This is a genomic window from Dokdonella sp., assembly GCF_041395345.1.
In the GTDB taxonomy this organism is placed as follows: Bacteria; Pseudomonadota; Gammaproteobacteria; order Xanthomonadales; family Rhodanobacteraceae; genus Dokdonella.
This window is the reverse complement of the sequence record NZ_JAWLAR010000001.1, coordinates 101342-122363: the sequence shown is the minus strand read 5'-3', so window position 1 is coordinate 122363 and position 21022 is coordinate 101342. Positions and strand designations below refer to the sequence as shown.

The following is a 21022-nucleotide window of genomic DNA, read 5'->3' as shown; positions in this document are numbered from 1 at the left end:
GACTTGCGCTCCGAATCATTGCTGAAGCCATGAACGCATCCGACTACCGACCGCCTCGCCTGCTGCGCAATCCGCACCTGCAATCGGTGCTGGCCTCCAGCGGCGTGCGTCGCCTGCTGTTCCGGCGCCGGCTTTCCGCACTCGAACGCAACGCCAGCCAGCACCTGCTTGATTGCGGTGACGGAGTGCGCCTGCAGGGGATGCACACTGCCCAGACAGCGTTGCCGGATGCACGCGGGCTGGTGGTCCTGCTGCACGGCTGGGAAGGCAGCGTGCAATCAAGCTACGTGCTGCACACCGGCTCACGCCTGCTTGCCGAAGGCTATGACGTTTTCCGACTCAATTTCCGCGATCACGGCGACACCCACCATCTCAATCGCGAATTGTTTCACTCTTGCCGAATCAATGAAGTCGTGGCTGCCGTGGGCGCTGTTGCACGCATGTTTCCGCAGCTGCCCTTGGCCATTGCCGGCTTTTCGCTCGGGGGCAATTTTGCCTTGCGCGTGGCCTTGCGTGCGCCCGATGCGGGGATTCCGCTGGCCTACGCGCTGGCTGTATGCCCGGCGATCAGCCCGCGCGATGCGATGAATGCTATCGAACAGGCGCCGTGGTTCTACGAGGCCTACTTCCTGCGCAAGTGGAAACGCTCGCTGGGCCTGAAGCAGCGTGCCTTTCCGACCGATCGTCTGTTCGACGAAAAGGATCTGCGCGGCAACCTGCGCGAACTGACCCGTTCGCTGGTGCTTCGGCACACCGGGTTCGCAACGCTGGAAGACTACTTCGACGGCTACTCTATTGCCGGCGACCGCCTGTCGAGCATGCGTGTACCGACCAGCGTACTGACATCGGTGGATGACCCGATCATTCCCGTGGCCGATTTTCGCAAGCTCAGTCTTCCGTCCTGTGTCGAACTCGATATTGCGCCGGGCGGAGGGCACTGCGGCTTTATCCGCGACCTTTCCCTGACCAGCTGGACCGAGGACTACATTGCGGAACGCATGAGTCGGAACCTGGTGTTGCCGGTTGCTGATTGAACGTTCAAGGCCTCTATTCGCCGAGGACCTTGATGGTGAGGATCGCGGTGCTGCCTCGATGACGGCGGAGAGATTGGCAGGGGCGGGTGTTGTTTGCGAGCGGGTGGGTCTGAGACCCACTCTTGCGAAGGCAGCCAAACGGGAATTCAGACTTCAATCCGCCGGCACAGTCCTGTCGCGTGCCCATTCGCGCAGGGCCGAGACGCGATCGGCCATCATCACCGACAGCGGCCGGGTCAGACGTACTTCTTCGATCAGATGCTCCGTTGCGAGAGCCGAATCATCTGCCGAAGCGGCGTACATTGCGGCGACGATGAGTTGCTCGATCTCGGCGCCGGAGAATCCCTCACAGGCGCTGGCGACGTGATCGATGTCGATACTCTCGGCATCGATCTCGCGCTTGGCCAGATGGATGCGCAGCACTTCCACGCGCGACTCCGCATCGGGAAGATCGACGAAGAAGATTTCGTCGAAGCGACCCTTGCGAAGCAATTCGGCAGGCAGTGCTGAAACATCGTTCGCAGTGGCCACGAGGAAGACCTTTCCCTTGCGTTCGGCCATCCAGGTAAGCAGATAGCCGAGCACCCGTCGGGATACGCCATCGTCACTGCCTTCGGTCGACAAGGCCTTCTCGATCTCGTCGAGCCAGAGCACGCAAGGCGAGAGCATTTCGGCGTTCTTCAGTGCGGCACGCAGGTTGCGCTCGGTCTCGCCGTGGTACTTGTTGTACAGCGTGCCGATGTCGAGGCGCAGCAAGGGCACGCCAAAGCCGCCGGCGACGGCCTTGGCTGCCAGACTCTTGCCGCAGCCCTGCACGCCGAGCAGGAGAATGCCCTTGGGCGGATCCAGCCTGACCTTGAGCTTGCGCCCGACAAAAGCCGGCTCGCGCTGCTGGATCCAGCGCTTGAGGCGGTTCAGGCCCGCAACTTCCGCAAAGCGCGCCGTCTCGTACTCGAAATGCAGCAGATTCTCGCGATCCAGCAGCTCGAACTTGGCTTGGGCCAGCTCCGGCAGGTCGGCAGGACCCAACGCACCGTCGGCGTAGATCAGCTTGCGCACGATGCGGCGAGCATCGGCATGGGTCAGGCCGGCCAGATTGCGAACGATGGTGCGCGCGGAGTCGGCATCGACCTCGACACGGCGGCCACTGTTCTCGCGCGAATAGTTGAACGCCTCTTCGCGCAGCAGGGCGGCCATGGCCTGTGCGTCGGGCAAAGCCATTTCAAAGCGCGTGGCATGCTCGCCGAGATCGTCCGGCAGCTCGATCTTCGAGCCGACCAGGACCAGCGTGTGTTCGGCGGATCCCTGACGCAGCACGATTTCGCGCAGCAGGCGCAGGGTCATCGGGTAACGCAGGTAGGGCTGGAAATCGAGCAACAGGAACACGCCAGCTTCGGTGCGCTGCTTGATCGAGGTCAGGGTCAGGGTGGCATCCGGAATGGCCTGCTCGCCCTCGTCGTCCATGTCGATGCGCCGCAGGCCGTCGGTAATGCTCCAGGTGAACAGCGGCCGCAGCGACTGCGCGATGGCGTGCCTGAAGCTCTCGATGACCCGCCCTTCCTCCGCCGATTCGATGACCAGCAGCGGCGTTCGCGCCCGCAACAGTGTGGTGAGATCCTGATTGCCGCTCATTGTTTCCCGTTCCTCGCGGCCACACGAGATGGCCCGAAATGCAAGGCGCGGAAGCCTAACATGGCGGCATGCGGCATAATGGGGGATTCACAAGCGCCCGTCGGGCTGCCCAACTCGTTGAAGAACATGCTCAGAGAAACCATCGAACACCATCGTCACGGTCGCCTGGATGAAGCCGAAAAAGGCTATCGCGAAGCCCTCGCCGCCGATCCTTCCAACAGCGAGGCCCTGCGTGGGCTCGGAGCGATCTGCCGCACGCGCGGCCAGCTCGCCGAAAGCGCGGAATTGATAGCGCGCGCGCATGACCTGGCCCCGGAACAGCCCAAGCTGCTGCTCATGCTGGGTTCGGTGCAGCTCGAAGCCGGCAACATCGATGCATCCAGGAGTGCCTATGAGCGCGCCCTGACCCTGGATCCGAACATCGCCGGGGCGCATACGGCCCTCGGCCACATCGCCATGATGCAGGGCGATACCCGGCTCGCCGGCGACTATTTCCGCACCGCCCTGCGCGTCGACGAAGATCCGCAGGCCCTGAGCGGGCTCGGTACCCTCGCCCTGGACGCGGGCGATGCCGAAACGGCGCTCAAGTATCTGGCTCGTGCTTCCGATCTGGCGCCGAAGGATGCTTCGATCGCCTATGCGCTGGGCCGTGGTTTCGCCAAGCGCGGCATGATGGCCTTCGGCGAGCAGGCCTTCCGCAATGCCTTGCGCCTGCGCCCGGGCTTGCCGCACGCCAGCAACGCACTCGGTCAGCTGCTGATCCATGACAAGCGGGCCGCCGAGTCCGAACCGTATTTCCGTGCCCTGCAGGGCGTGCGCGGCTTCGAACTGGCCGCCGAACTGGGCCTGGGCGACTCGCTGCGAATCCAGGAAAAGTTCGAAGAGGCGATTGCCGCCTACCAGCGAGCACTGGCACTGAAGCCCGACCACGAGGCCTGTTTCGAAGCCATGACCTGGTGCCTTGGCAAGCTGGGTCGTGGGCAGGAATTGCTGAGCCTGCTTGACCAGCGCATCGCCGAGTTTCCAGAGCAGGTGCGCTGGCGCGCAACCCGTGCCCGCATCAACGGATCCAGCGGTCGCCATGCCGACGCGGCAGCCGACTGGAAGTGGCTGGTCGAACGCGATCCTCAGGATCCCGAAGCGGCCGTGCAGTTCGCGAGCGCGCTGGAAAGCAACGGCGAGTTCGATCGCGCCGCCGAGGTCGCCGAGGCGGCCGTCAAGCTTGCGCCGGCCGACGCGACGCTGGGCATCATCCGGGTGCGCGCACGCATGCGCGCCGGCGATGATGCCGGCGCCCGGGAGCTGCTGAAGGCGATCGATCTGCGCAAGGCCAACAAGGATGTCGCGCGTGTCTGCACCAACCTTTCGGGTCAGCTCAATGATCGAGCCGGCAAGGTAGCGGAAGCGGTCGCGGATTTTCGCGAAGCGCAGAAGGGTCTGCCGGGCATGTTGCCCCGGCTCGAGTCGCTGCCGGCCGACTATGCCAGGAAAATTGAGAAGCCCGAAGCGGATGCCTGCGAAAACGCCCCGATCCTGCTGATCGGCACACCGGGAAGCGGTGTGGACCGAGTTGCCGCCCTGCTCGCTGACCAGCCCGGGCTCGTCGTGCTGCGCGATCGTGTCCAGGGCGTACGCAACGACGGCTTCGATACCGGGACGGTCATGCTTCCCGAAGGCGAGCCGACTGCGGAATTCATCGAGGCCCAGCGCGAAGCCTATTTTGCACCGCTGCGCGAACGCAGGATCGACCTCAGCCGCCCTGTCGTCGACTGGCTGCCGCGCCTGGATGCCCACCATCTTCTGTTCGCGCGTGCTGTGCTGCCCGGAACCCGCGTGATCGTGGTCGATAGGGACCCGCGCGACGCCCTGCTCAACTGGCTGGCCTTCGGCTGGCTTCCGTTCGCCGGGCTGAACGATTTCGACAGCTGCCTGGCCTGGCTCGCTCGCGCCACGGCTCACGTTCGCCTGGTTGCCGAGCAGGGTGGTCTGGCGAATCTGGTCGTCAACGCCGAGCAGGTACTTGCCGATCCGGCCGGAGCAGGCGCCGAACTGGCCCGCTTTGTCGGCATCGACAGTCTGCAACCCGGTCCATTGAGTCGGCGTATCGAGGCCGGTGTGACAGGCTTGCCGACCCATTTCGAGGATGGCCACTGGCAAGCTTATGCTGAACCTCTGGCAGATGCCTTTTCCAGTCTGCCGGGGCCACTCGTCAAGGCATCCTGAGACCATAGGGGGACGTCATGCATATCCGCAGCAAGAGCTTCCACGACATGCAACCGATACCGTCCGAGTTTGCCTTTGGCAAGCCCGGACCGAAGGGCGAACCCTGCGTTTTCGCCGAGAACCGGAATCCGCACCTGACCTGGAGCGACGTACCGGAAGGCACCCGGTCCTTCGTGCTGACCTGCATCGATGTCGATGCGCCGACGGTCGGTGACGATGTCAATCAGGAGGGGCGCAGCGTGCGCTCGGGATTGCCGCGCGGCGAATTCGTGCACTGGCTGATGATCGACATACCGGCGGAAATCCGCGAGTTCGGTGCCGGCAGTTGCGCGGAAGGCGTCGTCCCGCATGGTGTGCGCGAACCGTTCGGTCCGGCTGGTTCGAAGCAGGGCATCAACGACTACACGAGCTGGTTCGCCAACGATGCCGACATGGCCGGCGACTACTACGGGTACGACGGTCCGTGCCCGCCCTGGAACGACGAGCGCCTGCATCACTATCACTTTCGCGTCGCCGCCATCGACGTGGCATCGCTCGGGCTCGAGGGACGATTCAACCTTGCCGACCTGCGTCGCGCGATGCAGGGTCACGTGCTCGATGAAGCGGAAATCGTCGGCACCTATTCGCTGAATGCCGCCTTGCGTCGATGACTAGGCCGTAGAGTGGGCCTCACGCCGGGCATCGTGATCGAAGGGAATCCCCTTTTCGGGACTGCGCTCAGCTCAAATGTCCAAAGCGGACCCAAAGCCGAAACAGGGAGCGGGTTTCGACTGCCCTCGTCGCGTTGCGGCTTCGTTGTCGGTGCTGAGCGCAAGCGGAGCCCAACATCCTGAAACAGCTAGTCCGCCGGCAACAACGCCAGCAGCAGTACGCCAAGCACGATGCGATAGATCGCGAATGCATTGAAGGTGTGCGTGCGGATATAGCCAAGTAGCCATTTCACTGCAATGAAGGCGGTGATCGTGGCCGCAACGAATCCGACTGCGATCGCGAGCCAGTCTTCCTGCACCCCGGCGCTGTTCCAGTGCTTGAGGATCTGGTAGCCGCTGGCCGCGTACATGGTCGGGATGCCGACCAGAAAGGCGTACTCGGTGGCCGCTGGTCGGTTGTTGGTGCCGGCCAGCATGGCGATGAAGATTGTCGCAGCGGAGCGGGACGTGCCGGGGAAAATTGCAGCGACGATCTGGGCCAGGCCGACCAGGATGGCGACGGTCCAGGTGATCCGGTCGCTCTCGGGGCGCTTCGCGCTCCAGTATTCGGCTGCGAACATCCAGAAGCCGCCAACCACCAGGGCGATTGCGATCGGCAGGACCTGGTCGGGCAGGCTGAAGCCCATCTTGCTCACAACCAGTCCGAGTACCGCGGTAATCAGGAACGAAACCAAGAGCTTCAGCAGGTAATCGCGATTTTCGGGTTCGCGCCAGCCCGTCGCCAGCTGCCACAAGCGCTTCCAGTAGATCAGGGTAACCGCCAGGATCGCGCCGGCCTGGATCACGATGTTGAAGGCGTCGGTGCGTGCACCGAGCCATTGTTCGGCGATCAGCAGATGGCCCGTGCTGGAAATCGGCAGGAATTCGGTGATGCCTTCGATGATGCCAAGCAGGATGACGTTGATCAGGTCGGGCACGCGCGGAATCCGGTCAGTCAAACCCCGGAGCATAGGTCAAATGGTTGTCCAGATGCAGTGCGACCTTTCCATCGACAGGTTCGTGCGAGAATTGTCACCCACGCGATGCAGTCCGGCCCGTTGCGGACGCCACCCTTCCCAGAGGATCCACCATGTCTGTCGCCAATGTGCTCAAGCTGATCAAGGACCACGACGTCGAGTTCATCGATCTGCGTTTCGCCGACATGCTCGGAAAGCAGCATCACGTGACGTTTCCGGCACACTCGGTCGACGAGGCATTCTTCGAGGACGGCAAGATGTTCGACGGCTCCTCGATCTCGGGCTGGAAGGGCATCAACGAATCGGACATGGTGCTGATGCCGGATTCGGAGACCGCCATCCTCGATCCGTTCATGTCCGATCCGACCCTGATCATCACCTGCGACGTGCTCGAGCCGCATACGATGCAGGCCTATTCGCGCGATCCGCGCTCGCTGGCCAAGCGCGCCGAGGCGTACCTGAAATCGACGGGTGTCGCCGACACGGCCTTTTTCGGACCGGAACCCGAGTTCTTCATTTTTGATTCGGTGCGTTGGCAGGTCGACATGGGCAAGGTTGGCTTCGAGATCGATTCCGAGGAAGCAGCCTGGTCGTCGAACAAGCGATTCGAGGCCGGCAACAGCGGTCATCGTCCGGGCGTCAAGGGAGGCTACTTCCCGGTGCCGCCAGTCGATTCCCTGCAGGACCTGCGCAGCGAGATGTGCAAGGTGCTCGAGCGTCTTGGCCAGGTCGTCGAAGTGCATCACCACGAAGTGGCCACCGCCGGCCAATGCGAAATCGGCACGCGTTTCAATACCCTCGTGCGCAAGGCCGACGAGTTGATCACGATGAAGTACGTCGTGCGCAACATCGCCCACCAGTACGGCAAGACGGCGAGTTTCATGCCGAAGCCCCTGGTGGGGGACAACGGTTCCGGCATGCATGTGCACCAGTCATTGGCCAAGGGAGGCAACAACATTTTCGCAGGCGATCTTTACGGTGGCCTGTCGCAGACGGCGCTCTGGTATATCGGCGGCATCTTCAAGCACGCGCGCGCGCTCAATGCCTTTACCAACTCTTCGACGAACAGCTACAAGCGGCTGGTACCCGGATTCGAGGCGCCCGTGATGCTGGCCTACTCGGCGCGCAACCGCTCGGCCAGCTGCCGCATTCCGTTCGTCAACAATGCCAAGGGCCGGCGCATCGAAATCCGTTTCCCGGATCCGGTCAACAGCGGCTATCTGACGTTTGCCGCACTGCTCATGGCCGGCCTCGATGGCATCCTCAACAAGATCGATCCCGGTGCCCCCTCTGACAAGGATCTCTACGACCTGCCACCCGAGGAAGAGAAGAACATCCCGACGGTCTGCCATTCGCTTGACCAGGCGCTCGATGCGCTGAACAAGGATCGCGCATTCCTGACCGCTGGCGGCGTGTTCTCGGATGATTTCATCGACGGCTACATCGATCTGAAGATGCACGAAGTGACGCGCTATCGTGCGGCCACGCATCCGATCGAATACCAGATGTACTACTCGATTTGAGCCGACGCGATATCAGGCCGCAGGCGGAGCAGAACAGACGCAGCAAGCGCCTGGAGCCGAGCATTGGCCACATCGAACTGGAAATCGATCCGGCCGTGCGCGCTCAGGCGCGCTCGGCGGCACGCTGGCGCCGGTTTCGCCGCGAACTGGTGAACTGGCTGCTGGTGATCTGCCTGTTTCTCCTGCTGGTCGCAGGCTGCGTCGGTGCGGCCGTCTACTTCGGCCAGCTGCAGTATCCGGAGGATTTCGCCTCCATGAATCTGCCGAGCGTGATGATCCTCGGTGGAATCGCGGTCTATTGTCTTGCCCTGCTCACCGGCGCCGTTCTCGCATTCCAGACAAGTCTCGTCGCCGGTTGGCTGTCCCTGCTCGTGCCGGGCTATCTGTTCTACTGCCTGAAGCGTGACGGAAGTTACTGGCCGGTGGTGGGCGGGTTGCTGCTGGGCGCCACCCTGGCTTTAGTGGGCCTCTGGTTGCTGGCGTGAGTACGGCGGAATTTTCCGACGCTCTGGCACGTTTGCAGCAAGTACTGGCTGCGACCTCCGCCAATGGCGTACCGGCACTTCTTGATCGATTGCGATCGGGCGCAGCCAGCGAACAGGAATGGATTGGCAGTGCCGAACAACTGTTGCGCGCGGATTCGCTCGCGGCATTGGCTCTGCTCGAAGTGGCAACCGATCGGTTTCCAGATTCCTCCACGCTGAATTACCTGCTGGGCAATGCCTGCCGCCTCAATGCCAACCATGCTGAAGCCGAAGCATCGCTGCGCAAGGCGATTGCGCTGGAACCCTCCCACGTCAATGCCAGTCTTTCACTGGCTTACCTGTTGCGCGAGCAGGGACGCATGCAGGCGCTGGCCGCGGTCATGCTGGCCTTGTGGGAACACGAGCCGAGAAGCCTGGACAGCGACAAGCGCACGCTCGCCTTTCTCTGCGAGTGCGAGCGCTTTGCCGATGCCGATCCGCTGGCGAAGGCCATGCTTGCCGCACATCCCGACGATCCCGGGCTGCTGCGTCGGGCCGGTGAAATCGCACTGGTGCTCGGGCGCTTCGAGGATTCACGTGAGGCCTTGCGCAGGGCACTGGCGATTGATCCGACCCAGGCGTCTGCGTGGTTGCGACTTGCGCACACACATCGCTTTACCGGGCACGACGATCCCGATCTTGGCTTGCTGCGCGCGGGTGCTGCACGCGAGGACCTGGCTGAAGACGCGGACACGGCGATTGGCTTTGCCCTGGGCAAGGCGCTCGACGATCTGGGTGATGCGGCCGAAGCTGCGCAAGTACTTCGACGCACCAATGCGCGCTGGCATGCCAGCCATCCCTGGGATTCGGCGGCATGGCAGCGCTTTGTCGATTCGCGAATCGGCTCGCCTGCGCTGGCCGAGGCTGCGCAGGTGGATGATGCCGTTCCGGTCTTCATCGTGGGCTTGCCGCGCTCGGGAACGACCCTGGCCGCCAGCCTGCTTTCGCGCGACGCGCGGATTCGCAATCGCGGCGAGCTGAACTGGATTTCCGCCTTTGCGCCGCGACTTGGAGCGGAAGCGACGACCGAGATTCTTGCCGGTGCAGGGCGCTACTTCATGCGCCAACTCCGTCAGGACGACACGCCCGCGCAGTTTTACATCGACAAGAACCCGCTCAACTTCCGCCATCTCGACCAGATTGTGGCAATGCTGCCGCAGGCGCGCATCATCCATTGCCGCCGCGATCTGCGCGATACCGCCTTGTCGATCTGGAGCCAGCATTTCGCGCACGCAGACATGAACTGGAGTTACGCATTCGGCGACATCGCCGAGTTCATCCGCGGTTACCAGCGCCTGATGTCGCACTGGCAAACAGTCATGCCGGAACGCATCTTCGCGCTCGACTACGAAGCGCTCGTCGCCGATACCGATGCAACGCTCGCCAGAGTCCATCAATTCCTCGGCCTCGAACCTGACGCAGCGACGACTACGGCAGAGGTCAAGCCAGTCGAAATCATTGCCACCGCCAGCGTCTGGCAGGCGCGACAAACGGTCAACACGAAATCGGTCGATCGCTGGCGAAGGTATCTGGAGTACGTCCCGGAGCTGGAACTCATCGAAAAAAATCAGCCTGCACTTGAGTCAAAGCCGGAGAAATGAACCGGAAGAGAGTGCGGAAGGCAGGCCGTGTGGTCGCCGTCGCCAGCTCGAATGCCGTACTACAGAGGCCTGCATGGGGCGGCATCCGAAATTGCCCGCGACTGGAGTGCGAGAACAGGCGCCCGTCACGAGCCTGAAAAATCTCAATACGGAAGATCCCAGGGCCTGCCGGACTCGTAGCGTTCAAGACGCTCCTCAAAAATGAGACGCCGCACTCGAATCTCGGTTTCTGGAATCAAGCCTATGGCTTTTTTCTGTGCGCTCACAGCCTTCGCGAAATCCCCGGCACGGGCGTAAGCTGCGGCAAGTGTATCTAGCACGATCCACGTGACTTTTTCCTTTGCTGGCATCGATTTGATCAACTGCACAGCGTAGCGGCCATCCTCGGCATCGGACAACGCGTCGCAGCCCAGACCCCAGGCCAAATCGTTCTTCAGTTGGGGTGTCAACTCGGCAAGTTGTTTCTCCAGTTCGGCGATATTGATGGGAGTCAGGTTGCAATCCGGATTCTCACGACAAAACCGCAACAGGACATAGGCCGCTATGGGGCTGCCTTCATCGGCGTTGGGCAGGAGCAGATCGATGGCTTCTTGTACGTTCTTGTTGCGGTGCAGGAGCAGTCGCCCAATTTCATAGTCAAGAGCAGAGCCCTCGTGGGCCGCTGCTTTGCGGAACCAGGTTTCAGCGGCATCCAGATCCACGGCCCCCCCAATGCCCGCCTGGGCAAACAATCCCAGGTTGTACGCAGCAGCGGGAATGCTTCCTTGATCGGCAAGCTCGAAGTTTCGACGCGCACATTCAAAGTCGCGCGGCCATGGGCGACCCATCAGGCAAGCCTCTCCGAGCAGGAACTGTGCTCGTGCAGAGTTGGTTTCCGCAAGCCGGGTCAAAGTCGCAAAACCCTCTGCGATCTTTTCAGCGTCATCCTCGTTGTCGCATCGAGATTTCCACGAGTTGCGCTGTCATGCCAGTCCCTGAGCCGAGGCCAGCTCCAGATAGTGAATCGCCTTGGCCTTGTCCACGGCGATGGATTGAGCCCCAAAACGAAACGCCATGCCGAGCTTGAGCTGACACATGCGAACGCTCCCGTTCGCTGCCTTGCGTGATCAGCGCCCAGCCAACTGATCCACGCCGCCGCCTTCGCCCTCAATAAGCATTTCGCCGAGATGGCATTTGGCAGGGTTCAGCCCCATCGCACTGGCACGCTCAAAGTACGTCCTTGCCATGACCGGATCCGGATCCTGGCCAATCCCGCTCTGATTCAGGTGGCCGAGGATTGAAGATGGCGTACGTTTCCGGCGGCCTCTCCCTTCAGAAACCACGCCTTGGCCCGAGCCGTAGTCGACTTCCACGCCGATACCGTTTTCGTAGGCAATGCCGAGGCCGTTGGATGCAACGTCGTCACCCGACTCAGCCGCCTGAAGCAGCCAACGCACTCCTTCGCCCCTTCTGTCTTCCGCTTCACTTTCGGAGAGAAGAAAGCCAAGTCGGCGTTGACCCATCATGTCACCGGCCTCGGCGCTCTTTCGAAACCATTGCTCTGCGACTTCACGATCGGCTGCAGTAAAGGTTCCTCCAACGCGGCTTCCCCAATCGCCACATGGCCTCGCTGTCGCCCAGCTCTGCCGCGAGCAGAAAGATGCGTCTCTGGCGATTCTCAACCAGTGCAAATGCCTGTTTAAGTCTCATCCTGTTCAAGGCCAAGACCCCATTCATAGGCGTTTGCAAGCCTCAAGAGCGCGGACAGATTTCCCTGCGCTGTTCCGAGTCGAAACCAGCGAACGGCCCTGGCCTTCATCATTGGACGCCGATTCCTTCGCGAAGTACGACGCCATAATTGTTCTGCCCCAGGGTGCGCCCCATTCCGCCGCCTTTCGATAGAGCGCGGCGACTTGTGCTTTGCTGTGCGCAGCATCGTCGGTTTGTGAAAGGAGAAAGCCAGGTTGCCGGGTCAGTGGAAGGTGCTGCCATGCTCCATGGCCTGTCGGTAGTACATCTGCGCTTTGCCAGGATCCTTCTCTTACGCCGCTGCCGTTTTCGAAGTTCCATGCAAGATTGGACATTGCGAACGCCATGCCCTGGTCGGCAGCCTTTTTCGTATTCATCGGATGCACTCGTTTCCCGGATTGTCGGGCTTATCCGAGTAGCACTCGATACCCATCTGGTTTTGCGCACTCGCATCGCCAGCGGGGCTGCCTTCTCGAGCCAGCGCAGACCGAGCTTGCGGTTCGCGACTGCCCTCGGACAGAGGCTACTACCGTGGCCAGTCGTTCATAGTGGGCATGCGCGGCACCAAGCGCTCGTTCGGCGCTCTTCAACGCGCCGCGCTTTCTTGCTTCTCCTGCCACCGGTGCACTTCAAGCATGGCATACAAAACCAGATCGGCCATACAACCGGATTCCGAAGCTTTGGTGGCGAGTGTGAAGGCATTGCCGAAACTGGAAGGCTCTCCTTGAGCAACAATGCCCTCGCCAGAAGGATCCGAGCGTAACTGTCTTCCATCGCTGCTGCCTTCTCGAGCAACTCGAGAATTTCGGGCGATTCCCACGAGCCGTCGGGAAGATTTGCCGAGAAACTCGCAAGTCCTGTCAGCGTTGCCGGGTCAGCAACCGCCTGACTGACGAACGCGCCGACCAGCGCAGCAGCCGGCGAATCTTCGATAGCCTGACGGATCGGTGCAGAAACTTCCGACGAAATGACCTGCCCGAGTTCGGTAGCGACGCGGGTCAGGTCGAAATGGATCCTCGACTCTCGTCCGCTTTCAGGATCGCGCACGATGGAAACGAAATAGAGGCGTCTGCCACCTCCGGCGATGTCGTAATAGCCTGCTAGAACCTCGTAGCCGTGCCAGACATTGAAGACACCGATATCCAGGAATGAAGAAACCGAAATGACGGTATCGCCGAAGTACTCGCCCGCCGGTAATTCTGCCTGCTTGAACTTCAGGTCGAGATCGTTGCTGGTCTGCCGATACTCGAGGATTGACTGTTCCGACCCCGTGCACAGTGCCTTGAAGTAGGACGCCGAGAGACTCGACGGATCCAGGCGCAGCTGTTCCTCGATGGTCGATTCGAGTTCATCGCAGCGTTCACCTTCGAAGGCACCGGGGAGATCCACACCAACCAGCCGATCAAGCTCCGAAACGCCAGCGCTCTGCGGCAGCTCAAGTTCGCCCAGTGCCAATGCTTCAGGTGCTAGTACGCTCTTGAGGGGATTCTTCGCAGGTGCCGGCGTGGTCGCCGCGAGCAACGATTCGGTCCCGAATGCGATGGCCGCAACCATCAGCCAGATGCTCATTCCACTTGAACCTGACTTCCAATCGCCCATGTCTTGCCGCTCCCTGATTGATCCACCCGTCCGATGGCCATGCCCGGATCCGCCAGTTCGGTGGTCCGCTGATCAACTATCCGACATTCCTGGCCGCTTTGGCAAAGCACCCGCCGTTCCTTGCCGGGCCCTTCGGATCTTTCGTTGCGCCGAGTTCCACGCCCGCCGTTGAACATGGCTGTCGACTTCTCCAAATCGGGACATAGCCGACATTGCTCTACGAGTCAGACGATTGCCGAATTGAGCCACCGGAGTGCCATGCTTGCTGACAGGTCCCATTGCAAGCAATTGCCCAGTGACAGAGTCTTCCAAATGGGGCACCTGCGAGAAACCCTTCAGAGGATCGGGCCCAACTTCCATGGCTAGGACGCCAACTGTCAAAGCATCTGTCACGGCAGCAAGAGGAAATTTCCGACGAAATCTCCATCTTCGGCTGGCGCTAGAACTGGGTAGGGGTCAAAAAAATACGCTTTACTTGGCTCAGGCCATAACTGAAACTTGGAGGAACGTCAAGAGGAGCCAAAGAAATGAAACGCAGACCTATCCAATGCTTGATTGCCGCCGCTCTATTTTGCCTGCTGGTGACGAACAGCAGCTACGCAGAAAAAGCGGCGCAAATGAAAATGACCACACCAATCGCACCGGGTGTCGCGGTCCCTGACAAGGTGGAAACTTCATTAGGTACGCTGAGCTTGAATTATGGGTATCCCGATGATGCGACTACTCAGAAAGTCTATGACAATCTGGATGCCTCGCGGGCGCTACAGGCATACCTGCTGGCCATACCGATCGTCAATCAGGCGAGCATGCGCGCAACGCTTGCCGAGTTCGGGCCAGCAAACCAGACCAATGTGATTTGGGAAGACTTGGTGGATTCCAAGACTGTGGAGCTCACAGCCAACGACAATACCGTCTACAGCTTTGTCTGGCTCGATACCAAGAATGGGCCGCTGGTTGTGGAAATTCCACCCAAAGTCCTGGGGCTCATTGATGATTTCTGGTATCGCTGGGTGGCCGATGTCGGCATTACCGGCGAAGACAAGGGGATGGGTGGCAAATACCTGATTCTGCCTCCCGGTTACAGCGGTGATGTTCCTGACGGATACTACGTGGTAAGGCCCAGTACCTATGGCAGCTGGATGCCGTTTCGTTCCTTCCTCGTCGATGGCTCGACCAAGCCTGGTGTCGAAGAAGCGAAAAAGTATCTGAAGATCTATCAACTCGCTGACGCAGCCAATCCTCCCGAGGTGAAATTCGTCAACGCTTCCGGCCTTCCAACAAACTTTGTGCCTCCAGGTGACTATTCGTTCTGGGGCCTGCTCAACGAAGTGATTCAGGAAGAACCCAGCGCAGGCAGTGATCCCACGACGCTCGGCCTGTTTGCCTCAATTGGCATAGAAAAAGGCAAGCCCTTCAACCCGGATGCACGGATGAAAAAAATCCTGACGGATGCCGCGAACATCGGTGCGGTGACTGCGCGGGCGATCGCATTCAGGATGCGCGAAAAGGACGCCTATTTCTATCCAGATAGCTCGTGGCGTCTGCCGTTCTTCGGCGGTTACAAGTTCGAAGTCTCACCGGGCGTATCCAATCTGGATGGCGCAGCATTCTTCTATTACTTCGCGACCGGGGTGACACCGGCCATGGCGGAGAAAATGGTTGGCAAAGGCTCGCAATATCCTTGGACGGCTCAGGACTCCAACGGAAAGCCGTTTGATGGCAGCAAGAACTACAAACTGCGTCTGCCACCGAATGTTCCGGTCAAGGATTTCTGGTCGGTCATCGTCTATGACAACCAGACACGCTCGATGATACAGACGGACCAGCGCTTCCCCAGTGTCAGCAGCCAGAACAAGGACGTGTTGGTCAATACGGACGGTTCGGTTGATGTCTATTTCGGTCCCAAGCCTCCGACCGGCAAGGAAAACAACTGGGTGCAGACGATTCCCGATAGAGGTTGGTTCATGATCTTGCGTCTCTACGGACCAATGGAACCATGGTTTGACAAGACCTGGAAGCCAGGTGAGATCGAATTGATCAAGTAAGCGTAGTGCCCGCTGGCAAGTGGTTGCAGCGGACGACGCCAACGCGTCGTCCGCTGAGCCCGATCGGTGGAGTTGAAGAAGGCGCCCTTTCCGCTCGCCAACATATCCCCCTTGCTGGAGAATTTTCTTTTCGGGTTCACGGGATACTTTCCCCGACACTTGACCGTTGATCATTTCAGCTCGCATTGTCCGCGACATGCACTACTATCGTGCAATGCCCAAGCATCGCACCACTATCGAGCAATCCGGGCCTCAGACCTCCGAGGAGGTTTTGGCCCAATGCATCACGGCGTTCGCGGAGCTCGATTTCGGCCTGAAATTCAACTGGTGCAACCCCGCCCTGGCCGATTTGCTCGGCGCCGGCTTGCTGCGCTGGCATGGCGACTCTCTCGAACTGCTGGATCCCGGCGGTTCGGGGCTGGTCGAGGCGGCGCAGCGCGCGCTGGACGAGCAGCGGCGAGTGGTGCTGCGCCAGATACGCCTTCGTCGCCGCGACGAAGGGGAATTCTTCGGCGATATTGCCTTTACGCCACTGGATCAGCAGCGCCTGTTGATGGAGCTGCACCAGACCCATTCGAGCGGCGATCGCGGCACGCCTGCGTTGTCGGAATCATTGCGCGGTTTCGCCCATGAAGTGAAAAACCCGCTCGCCGGTGTGCGCGGAGCGGCGCAACTGCTCGGGCGACGGGTGGAATCCGATGACCTGCGCGAACTGGCCGAGCTGATCATCGCCGAGGCCGATCGACTGGCCGGTCTTGCGGACAACCTGCTGCGCGCGCGCGGCAAGCCGCGCCTGGTCAGGCTGAATGTGCATGAGCTGCTGGAGCGCGTGGCGGCCCTGATCGCCGCCGAGGATGGCGCGCCGATGGTTCGCCGCGACTACGATCCCAGTCTGCCCCCGGCTGTAGGAGACGGCGACCGCCTCTATCAGCTGGTCCTCAATCTTGCGCGCAACGCGGTCGAGGCCGGCGCGACGACGCTGAGCCTGCGCACGCGTGTCGAATTCGGCGCCCGGCTGGGCGAGCGCTTGCGACGTGTCGTGTTGCGCGTGGACGTGATCGATGATGGTTGCGGAGTCCCCGCGAACATCTCCGCATCCCTCTACCAACCCCTGGTATCCGGGCGCGCCGATGGAAGCGGACTCGGCCTGGCCCTGGCGCGCGAGATAGCCGACGAACATGGCGGCGAGTTGCGCCACAGCAGCCGACCCGGCGCCACCACATTCACCCTGTTGTTGCCACTGGAGTTGTCGCCATGAGTGATGCACGCGTCTGGATCGTGGACGATGACCGCGGCGTGCGCGTCGTGCTGACAGCGGCGATGCGCGATGCCGGTTTCGATGCACGCGAGTTTGCCGATGCAGAGACCCTGCTCGCAGCACTCGAATCGGGATCGCCCGATGTGATCTTTACCGACGTCCGCATGCCGGGTGCCAGCGGGCTCGAGTTGCTTTCGCGACTGGCGGAATGCGAACCCGGATTTCCGGTCATCGTCATGAGTGCCTACACCGATGTCGCAACGACCGCGGCCGCGTATCGACAAGGCGCCTTTGACTACCTGCCCAAGCCCTTTGATCTGGATGCGGCGGTCGAGATGGCCGAGCGCGCTCTCGCCCAGGCCATTGCCGAAGCCGTGCCGTCGAAGCAGGAATCGAACAGCGCAGAGCACGAACTCATCGGCAGCAGCGCCGGCATGCGCGAACTGTTTCGTGCCATTGGCCGGGTCGCCGCCAGCGGACTCAATGCGCTGGTCACGGGCGAGACAGGCACCGGCAAGGAGCTCGTTGCGCGCGCCCTGCACCGCGAGAGCCCGCGTGCAGACAGGATTTTCATTGCCTTGAATACGGCAGCCATCCCTTCGGAGTTGCTGGAGTCCGAACTTTTCGGACATGAGGCCGGCGCATTCACCGGAGCAGTGCGACGTCATGCCGGACGCTTCGAGCAGGCCGATGGGGGCACCCTGTTCCTCGATGAAATCGGCGACATGCCACTGGCCCTGCAGACTCGACTGCTGCGCGTGCTGGCCGCCGGCGAGTTCTATCGTGTCGGTGGCCGCGAGTTGATCAAGACCGACGTGCGCGTGATCGCGGCCACCCACCAGGATCTCGAAGCCAAGGTCGATAGCGGCGAATTCCGTGCGGACCTGCTGCATCGTCTGGATGTGCTGCGCCTGAAGGTGCCGCCATTGCGTGATCGCCGTGACGATATCCCGCGTCTGGCCGAACATTTTCTCGCCCAGGCCAGCAGCGCAGCCGGGATGGAGCCGAAGCGGTTCGCGCCTGCCGCGCTGTCGGCGCTGCGCGAACTGCCCTGGCCAGGCAATGTCAGGCAACTGGAGAATGTCTGTCAGCGCTTCGCCGTACTCGCCAGTGGTCGCCAGATCGGTGTCGCCGATCTGCCCATCGAACTGCGCAGCAACATCACCCCGAGCCGGCCCGCCTGGAGTCTCGCGCTGGCCGAATGGGCAGAGCAGGAACTCAAGGGAGGTGGCGAGGCCCTGCATGCACGCGCGCTCGCCGAGTTTGATCGCGTCCTTCTCGAAGCCGCACTCACCGTCAACAACGGCCATCGCCAGAATGCCGCCAGGGCACTCGGCCTGGGTCGCAATACTTTGACTCGAAAACTGGGAAGCTCACGCAGGAGGAAACACGAATGAAATGGACACGACAATTCATCAAGTGGCTTCTTCTGCTGTTGCTGGGCGTGATTATCCTGTTCCTGCTCAATATCGCCTGGCACCGCTTGCGCGGACCCACCGCAGACGAGCAGGCCGCACTCGAGCTGGTGGAAGTGCCATACGTTGCGCCTCAAGGACGAAATGCATTTGCGACCCTGTGGCTGTTCGCGAAGGATGTTCCCGACACCGATTTCGAGCGCCTTGCCGCACGTGACGTCGAGTACGTTCGCAGCAACTTGTCATTGACCGGCGAAGAGCTGCAGTTTCCTTCGAATGAATTACCGGACCTTGACGTGCCCGATGCGCGGTCAACGGCCCTGTGCGAGGACACACCTGAAAGCTGTCTGGCGACCGTGCGTGAGAACCCCGAATCCACGCGTGAGGCTCTGGCCAGACACGATCGACTTCTTCAGCGAGCGGTAGCGATTGAAGATCACGAATATCTCCACAACGACTTCCCGCCCGTACTCAGCATGGCTGTCACCACTACCGTGCACAGCAGGCTGCCTCAGCGATTGCGTACCAGCCAACTGGCCCTGATGTTCGTGGATGGCATGCACGAGCAGGCTCTGGCAGGTGTTTGTCGCAATCTCTCCACGTGGAGACGCTTCGGGCGCGACAACCGATCACTGGTTCAGACCATGCTTGCCGCATCCCGTCGCGATGCCGATATCGCGCTGCTTGCCGACATGTTGGCCGAGATGGATGCTGCCAAGCCCTTGCCTGCTGACTGCGATGCAGCGCTGGTACCGGTTGTTGCCGGGGAGGTTTCCCTCTGCTCGGCCATGATCGGGGAATTTGCTTATATCGATGACTTGCTGGATCCACTGGTTTCAACTGGAAAAGACAGCGCGCAGAAGGGCTGGCTGGAGCGCAATACACAACCCCTGGTATTCGATGCATCGCGTGTTCGCGCCTGGCGCGCGAGGGAAACCGAAGCCTACTGCAAGGCAGAGGACGCCACGCAGGCGCTTGAGGACAGGCTTCCCGTGAGGCCGCCACTGGAGATCGACTGGTTCGACTGCCAGGCGAACAAGGTCGGATGCATCCTGACCCGGATCGGAGCTCCGGAATTCAATGAGTATCACGAACGACTTCTCGACTCCGCTGCGCATCTGCGTCTGGCCGCGACCCTGGTCTGGCTGCGTGAGACCGAGGGCAACGGTCAATCCCTGCAGCAACGCTTCGACGCGCGTCCAGACCACTTGCGCACAGGCTCGCGCCCCACCGGTATCTCCGAGGATGGTCGTTCGATCTGGGTCGAGAACCTGTACACGAGGCGCTCGGCGCGATTCTCGCTGCCATTGGCCACCAAAACGGAATACACCCCATGAGCAACGCCATCACGATCCGCGCCGCAACTGCAGCCGACATCCCCTTCCTGGTCGACTGCAATGCGGCCATGGCATTGGAAACCGAACACAAGACTCTCGACAGGCAACTGCTGACACGCGGCACCGAGGCCGTGTTCGCCGATCCGCGTCGCGGCTTCTATAGGGTGGCCGAGCGCGATGGCGTGGCAGTAGGCAGCCTGATGGTCAGCTATGAGTGGAGCGACTGGCGCAATGGCGACTGGTGGTGGATACAGAGTGTCTATGTCACGCCGCAAGCACGCCGGAGCGGGGTATTCAGCGCACTGTATGCGGATACCGAGTCACGCGCTCGCGCCACCGCTGCTGTGGTCGGGCTGCGTCTCTACGTCGAAAACGAGAATCACGATGCACAGGCCACCTATGCATCGCTGGGCATGCGCGACGCCGGTTATCGCATGCTGCAGACCGGATTCATCGACTTTACGGCCTAGGCGCTGCCCGGCCCCGCGTCGGGGCCGCCCCGACCGATCGCCACGACCACGATTCCGTGCGCGCCGAGAATGGCGCGGTATTGTGCGAGCAGGCGACTGTCGCGGGATTCAAAGTGAACTGTTCTGTCTCGAAACCACAGTGAACTTCCGTCATCCAGATTGACGCCGATCTCCTGGTCCGGCCTCAGCAAGGCCGTTTCGATGATCTGCCAAAGCGCGCCCAATCCCGCGTGTTCGTATTGCGCGCAGGCCAGCGCACACAGATCGAGCGTGGTCATGTGGCGCGCATGCGCGGTCTTGATGCCAAACGCCTCGCCGATGGCCAGGGCAAGTTCGGCTCCGATCAGGCCGCGCTCCATCAACTCCTGTTCCAGACGTTGCGCCACCTTGCCGATCACGTCGCCCGGTCCGCTCAGGAGCCAGGGCATGACCAGCATCGGGCTGCCGAACAGTTCCGGCTCCGGCTCGAGAATCGACAACGGCAAGCGGCCCCCATGAGTGCCGAGGGCAACCACGTGGCTCTCGCCAGATTCTCGTGGCAGCCGCTCCAGCGCGTCTGCCATCGATGCGTACAAGGGCCAGTGAGGACGCAGGACCTGTGCCTGATCGTAAAGTGCACCGACAACCACGAAATCGAGCAGGCCGATCTGCGGAATCTGGGTGACCAGATCTTGAGCCAGGGCATCGGCCAGGACGCTGGCCATCTGTCGGTCAAGTGCGGCTCTGGGCGGCGCGCCCGGGGCCTCGCACTCCACCGCGACCAGGGCCATGAGGTGGGATCGCGCCGCATCGGCTCCGGGTGCCTGTGATGAGACCGCCACGTCAGCCCGGACTCTTCATGCGATCACCGGACATCTTCAAGTTTGAGTCGAACGGGCAGGTTTTCATCTTCGGCTTGTTGCTGGATACGTCGCTCGTGGCGTATTCCGGTCGCTGCGGAGATCGCCTGATCTGGCCCGCCACTGCC

General features: G+C 61.4%; 18 protein-coding genes. 11 read left to right on the top strand and 7 right to left on the bottom strand.

Annotation, left to right across the window (positions count from 1 at the left end; translation table 11 throughout):
* Positions 1-29: 29 nt before the first annotated feature.
* Entirely contained in the window at positions 30-1034 is a 1005-nt protein-coding gene (locus R3F00_RS00530) for a YheT family hydrolase (protein WP_371279736.1), read from the top strand.
* Positions 1035-1187: 153 nt separating this feature from the next.
* Here the strand turns inward: R3F00_RS00530 and R3F00_RS00525 are convergent, their stop codons facing one another.
* Positions 1188-2666 (bottom strand): AAA family ATPase, encoded by a 1479-nt coding sequence (locus R3F00_RS00525; RefSeq protein ID WP_371279735.1) that lies wholly within the window; start codon positions 2664-2666, stop codon positions 1188-1190.
* 126 nt (positions 2667-2792) lie between these two features.
* Here R3F00_RS00525 and R3F00_RS00520 point away from each other — a divergent pair, with 126 nt between their 5' ends.
* Positions 2793-4889 (top strand): tetratricopeptide repeat protein, encoded by a 2097-nt coding sequence (locus tag R3F00_RS00520; RefSeq protein WP_371279734.1) that lies wholly within the window; start codon positions 2793-2795, stop codon positions 4887-4889.
* A gap of 17 nt (positions 4890-4906) precedes the next feature.
* Positions 4907-5539, top strand: a complete 633-nt coding sequence (locus tag R3F00_RS00515) for a YbhB/YbcL family Raf kinase inhibitor-like protein (protein WP_371279733.1) — start codon at positions 4907-4909, stop codon at positions 5537-5539.
* A gap of 188 nt (positions 5540-5727) precedes the next feature.
* Here the strand turns inward: R3F00_RS00515 and R3F00_RS00510 are convergent, their stop codons facing one another.
* Positions 5728-6516: an undecaprenyl-diphosphate phosphatase gene (locus R3F00_RS00510; RefSeq protein WP_371279732.1), complete on the bottom strand. Its 789-nt coding sequence runs from the start codon at positions 6514-6516 to the stop codon at positions 5728-5730.
* 152 nt (positions 6517-6668) lie between these two features.
* Here R3F00_RS00510 and glnA point away from each other — a divergent pair, with 152 nt between their 5' ends.
* From glnA to R3F00_RS00495, 3 genes are read left to right on the top strand one after another with little or no spacing between them, the layout of a single operon-like run.
* Positions 6669-8078: a type I glutamate--ammonia ligase gene (glnA, locus tag R3F00_RS00505; protein ID WP_371279731.1), complete on the top strand. Its 1410-nt coding sequence runs from the start codon at positions 6669-6671 to the stop codon at positions 8076-8078.
* Positions 8075-8563 carry a hypothetical protein gene (locus tag R3F00_RS00500; RefSeq protein ID WP_371279730.1) on the top strand — a complete coding sequence of 163 codons (489 nt, stop codon included), beginning with the start codon at positions 8075-8077 and terminating at the stop codon, positions 8561-8563. The genes glnA and R3F00_RS00500 overlap by 4 nt, the downstream gene beginning before the upstream one ends.
* On the top strand, positions 8560-10203 hold the full coding sequence (locus R3F00_RS00495; protein ID WP_371279729.1) for a sulfotransferase: 1644 nt from the start codon (positions 8560-8562) through the stop codon (positions 10201-10203). The genes R3F00_RS00500 and R3F00_RS00495 overlap by 4 nt, the downstream gene beginning before the upstream one ends.
* A 143-nt stretch (positions 10204-10346) precedes the next feature.
* Here the strand turns inward: R3F00_RS00495 and R3F00_RS00490 are convergent, their stop codons facing one another.
* The 4 genes from R3F00_RS00490 to R3F00_RS00475 form a co-directional block, all read right to left on the bottom strand.
* Positions 10347-11030 carry a hypothetical protein gene (locus R3F00_RS00490; RefSeq protein ID WP_371279727.1) on the bottom strand — a complete coding sequence of 228 codons (684 nt, stop codon included), beginning with the start codon at positions 11028-11030 and terminating at the stop codon, positions 10347-10349.
* 279 nt (positions 11031-11309) lie between these two features.
* The gene (locus tag R3F00_RS00485) at positions 11310-11708 is read right to left on the bottom strand and encodes a tetratricopeptide repeat protein (RefSeq protein WP_371279726.1); all 399 of its coding nucleotides are present in this window, start codon (positions 11706-11708) and stop codon (positions 11310-11312) included.
* Between the two features lie 207 nt (positions 11709-11915).
* The gene (locus R3F00_RS00480) at positions 11916-12308 is read right to left on the bottom strand and encodes a hypothetical protein (protein ID WP_371279725.1); all 393 of its coding nucleotides are present in this window, start codon (positions 12306-12308) and stop codon (positions 11916-11918) included.
* 166 nt (positions 12309-12474) lie between these two features.
* Positions 12475-13500 (bottom strand): hypothetical protein, encoded by a 1026-nt coding sequence (locus R3F00_RS00475; RefSeq protein ID WP_371279724.1) that lies wholly within the window; start codon positions 13498-13500, stop codon positions 12475-12477.
* Between the two features lie 557 nt (positions 13501-14057).
* On the opposite strand from R3F00_RS00475, the gene R3F00_RS00470 reads away from it, so the two are divergent.
* From R3F00_RS00470 to R3F00_RS00450, 5 genes are all read left to right on the top strand, one after another.
* A complete protein-coding gene (locus tag R3F00_RS00470) occupies positions 14058-15575 on the top strand; it encodes a DUF1254 domain-containing protein (protein ID WP_371279723.1) in 1518 nt (505 codons plus the stop codon).
* A gap of 166 nt (positions 15576-15741) precedes the next feature.
* Positions 15742-16833 carry a nitrogen regulation protein NR(II) gene (locus R3F00_RS00465; RefSeq protein WP_371279722.1) on the top strand — a complete coding sequence of 364 codons (1092 nt, stop codon included), beginning with the start codon at positions 15742-15744 and terminating at the stop codon, positions 16831-16833.
* Positions 16830-18230 (top strand): nitrogen regulation protein NR(I), encoded by a 1401-nt coding sequence (gene ntrC / locus R3F00_RS00460; RefSeq protein WP_371279721.1) that lies wholly within the window; start codon positions 16830-16832, stop codon positions 18228-18230. The genes R3F00_RS00465 and ntrC overlap by 4 nt, the downstream gene beginning before the upstream one ends.
* Positions 18227-19585, top strand: coding sequence for a hypothetical protein (locus R3F00_RS00455; protein ID WP_371279720.1), 1359 nt, complete (start codon positions 18227-18229; stop codon positions 19583-19585). The genes ntrC and R3F00_RS00455 overlap by 4 nt, the downstream gene beginning before the upstream one ends.
* On the top strand, positions 19582-20055 hold the full coding sequence (locus tag R3F00_RS00450; protein ID WP_371279719.1) for a GNAT family N-acetyltransferase: 474 nt from the start codon (positions 19582-19584) through the stop codon (positions 20053-20055). The genes R3F00_RS00455 and R3F00_RS00450 overlap by 4 nt, the downstream gene beginning before the upstream one ends.
* On the opposite strand, the gene R3F00_RS00445 is transcribed toward R3F00_RS00450, so the two are convergent.
* The gene (locus tag R3F00_RS00445; RefSeq protein WP_371279718.1) at positions 20052-20876 is read right to left on the bottom strand and encodes a hypothetical protein; all 825 of its coding nucleotides are present in this window, start codon (positions 20874-20876) and stop codon (positions 20052-20054) included. The genes R3F00_RS00450 and R3F00_RS00445 overlap by 4 nt on opposite strands.
* Positions 20877-21022: the final 146 nt, after the last annotated feature.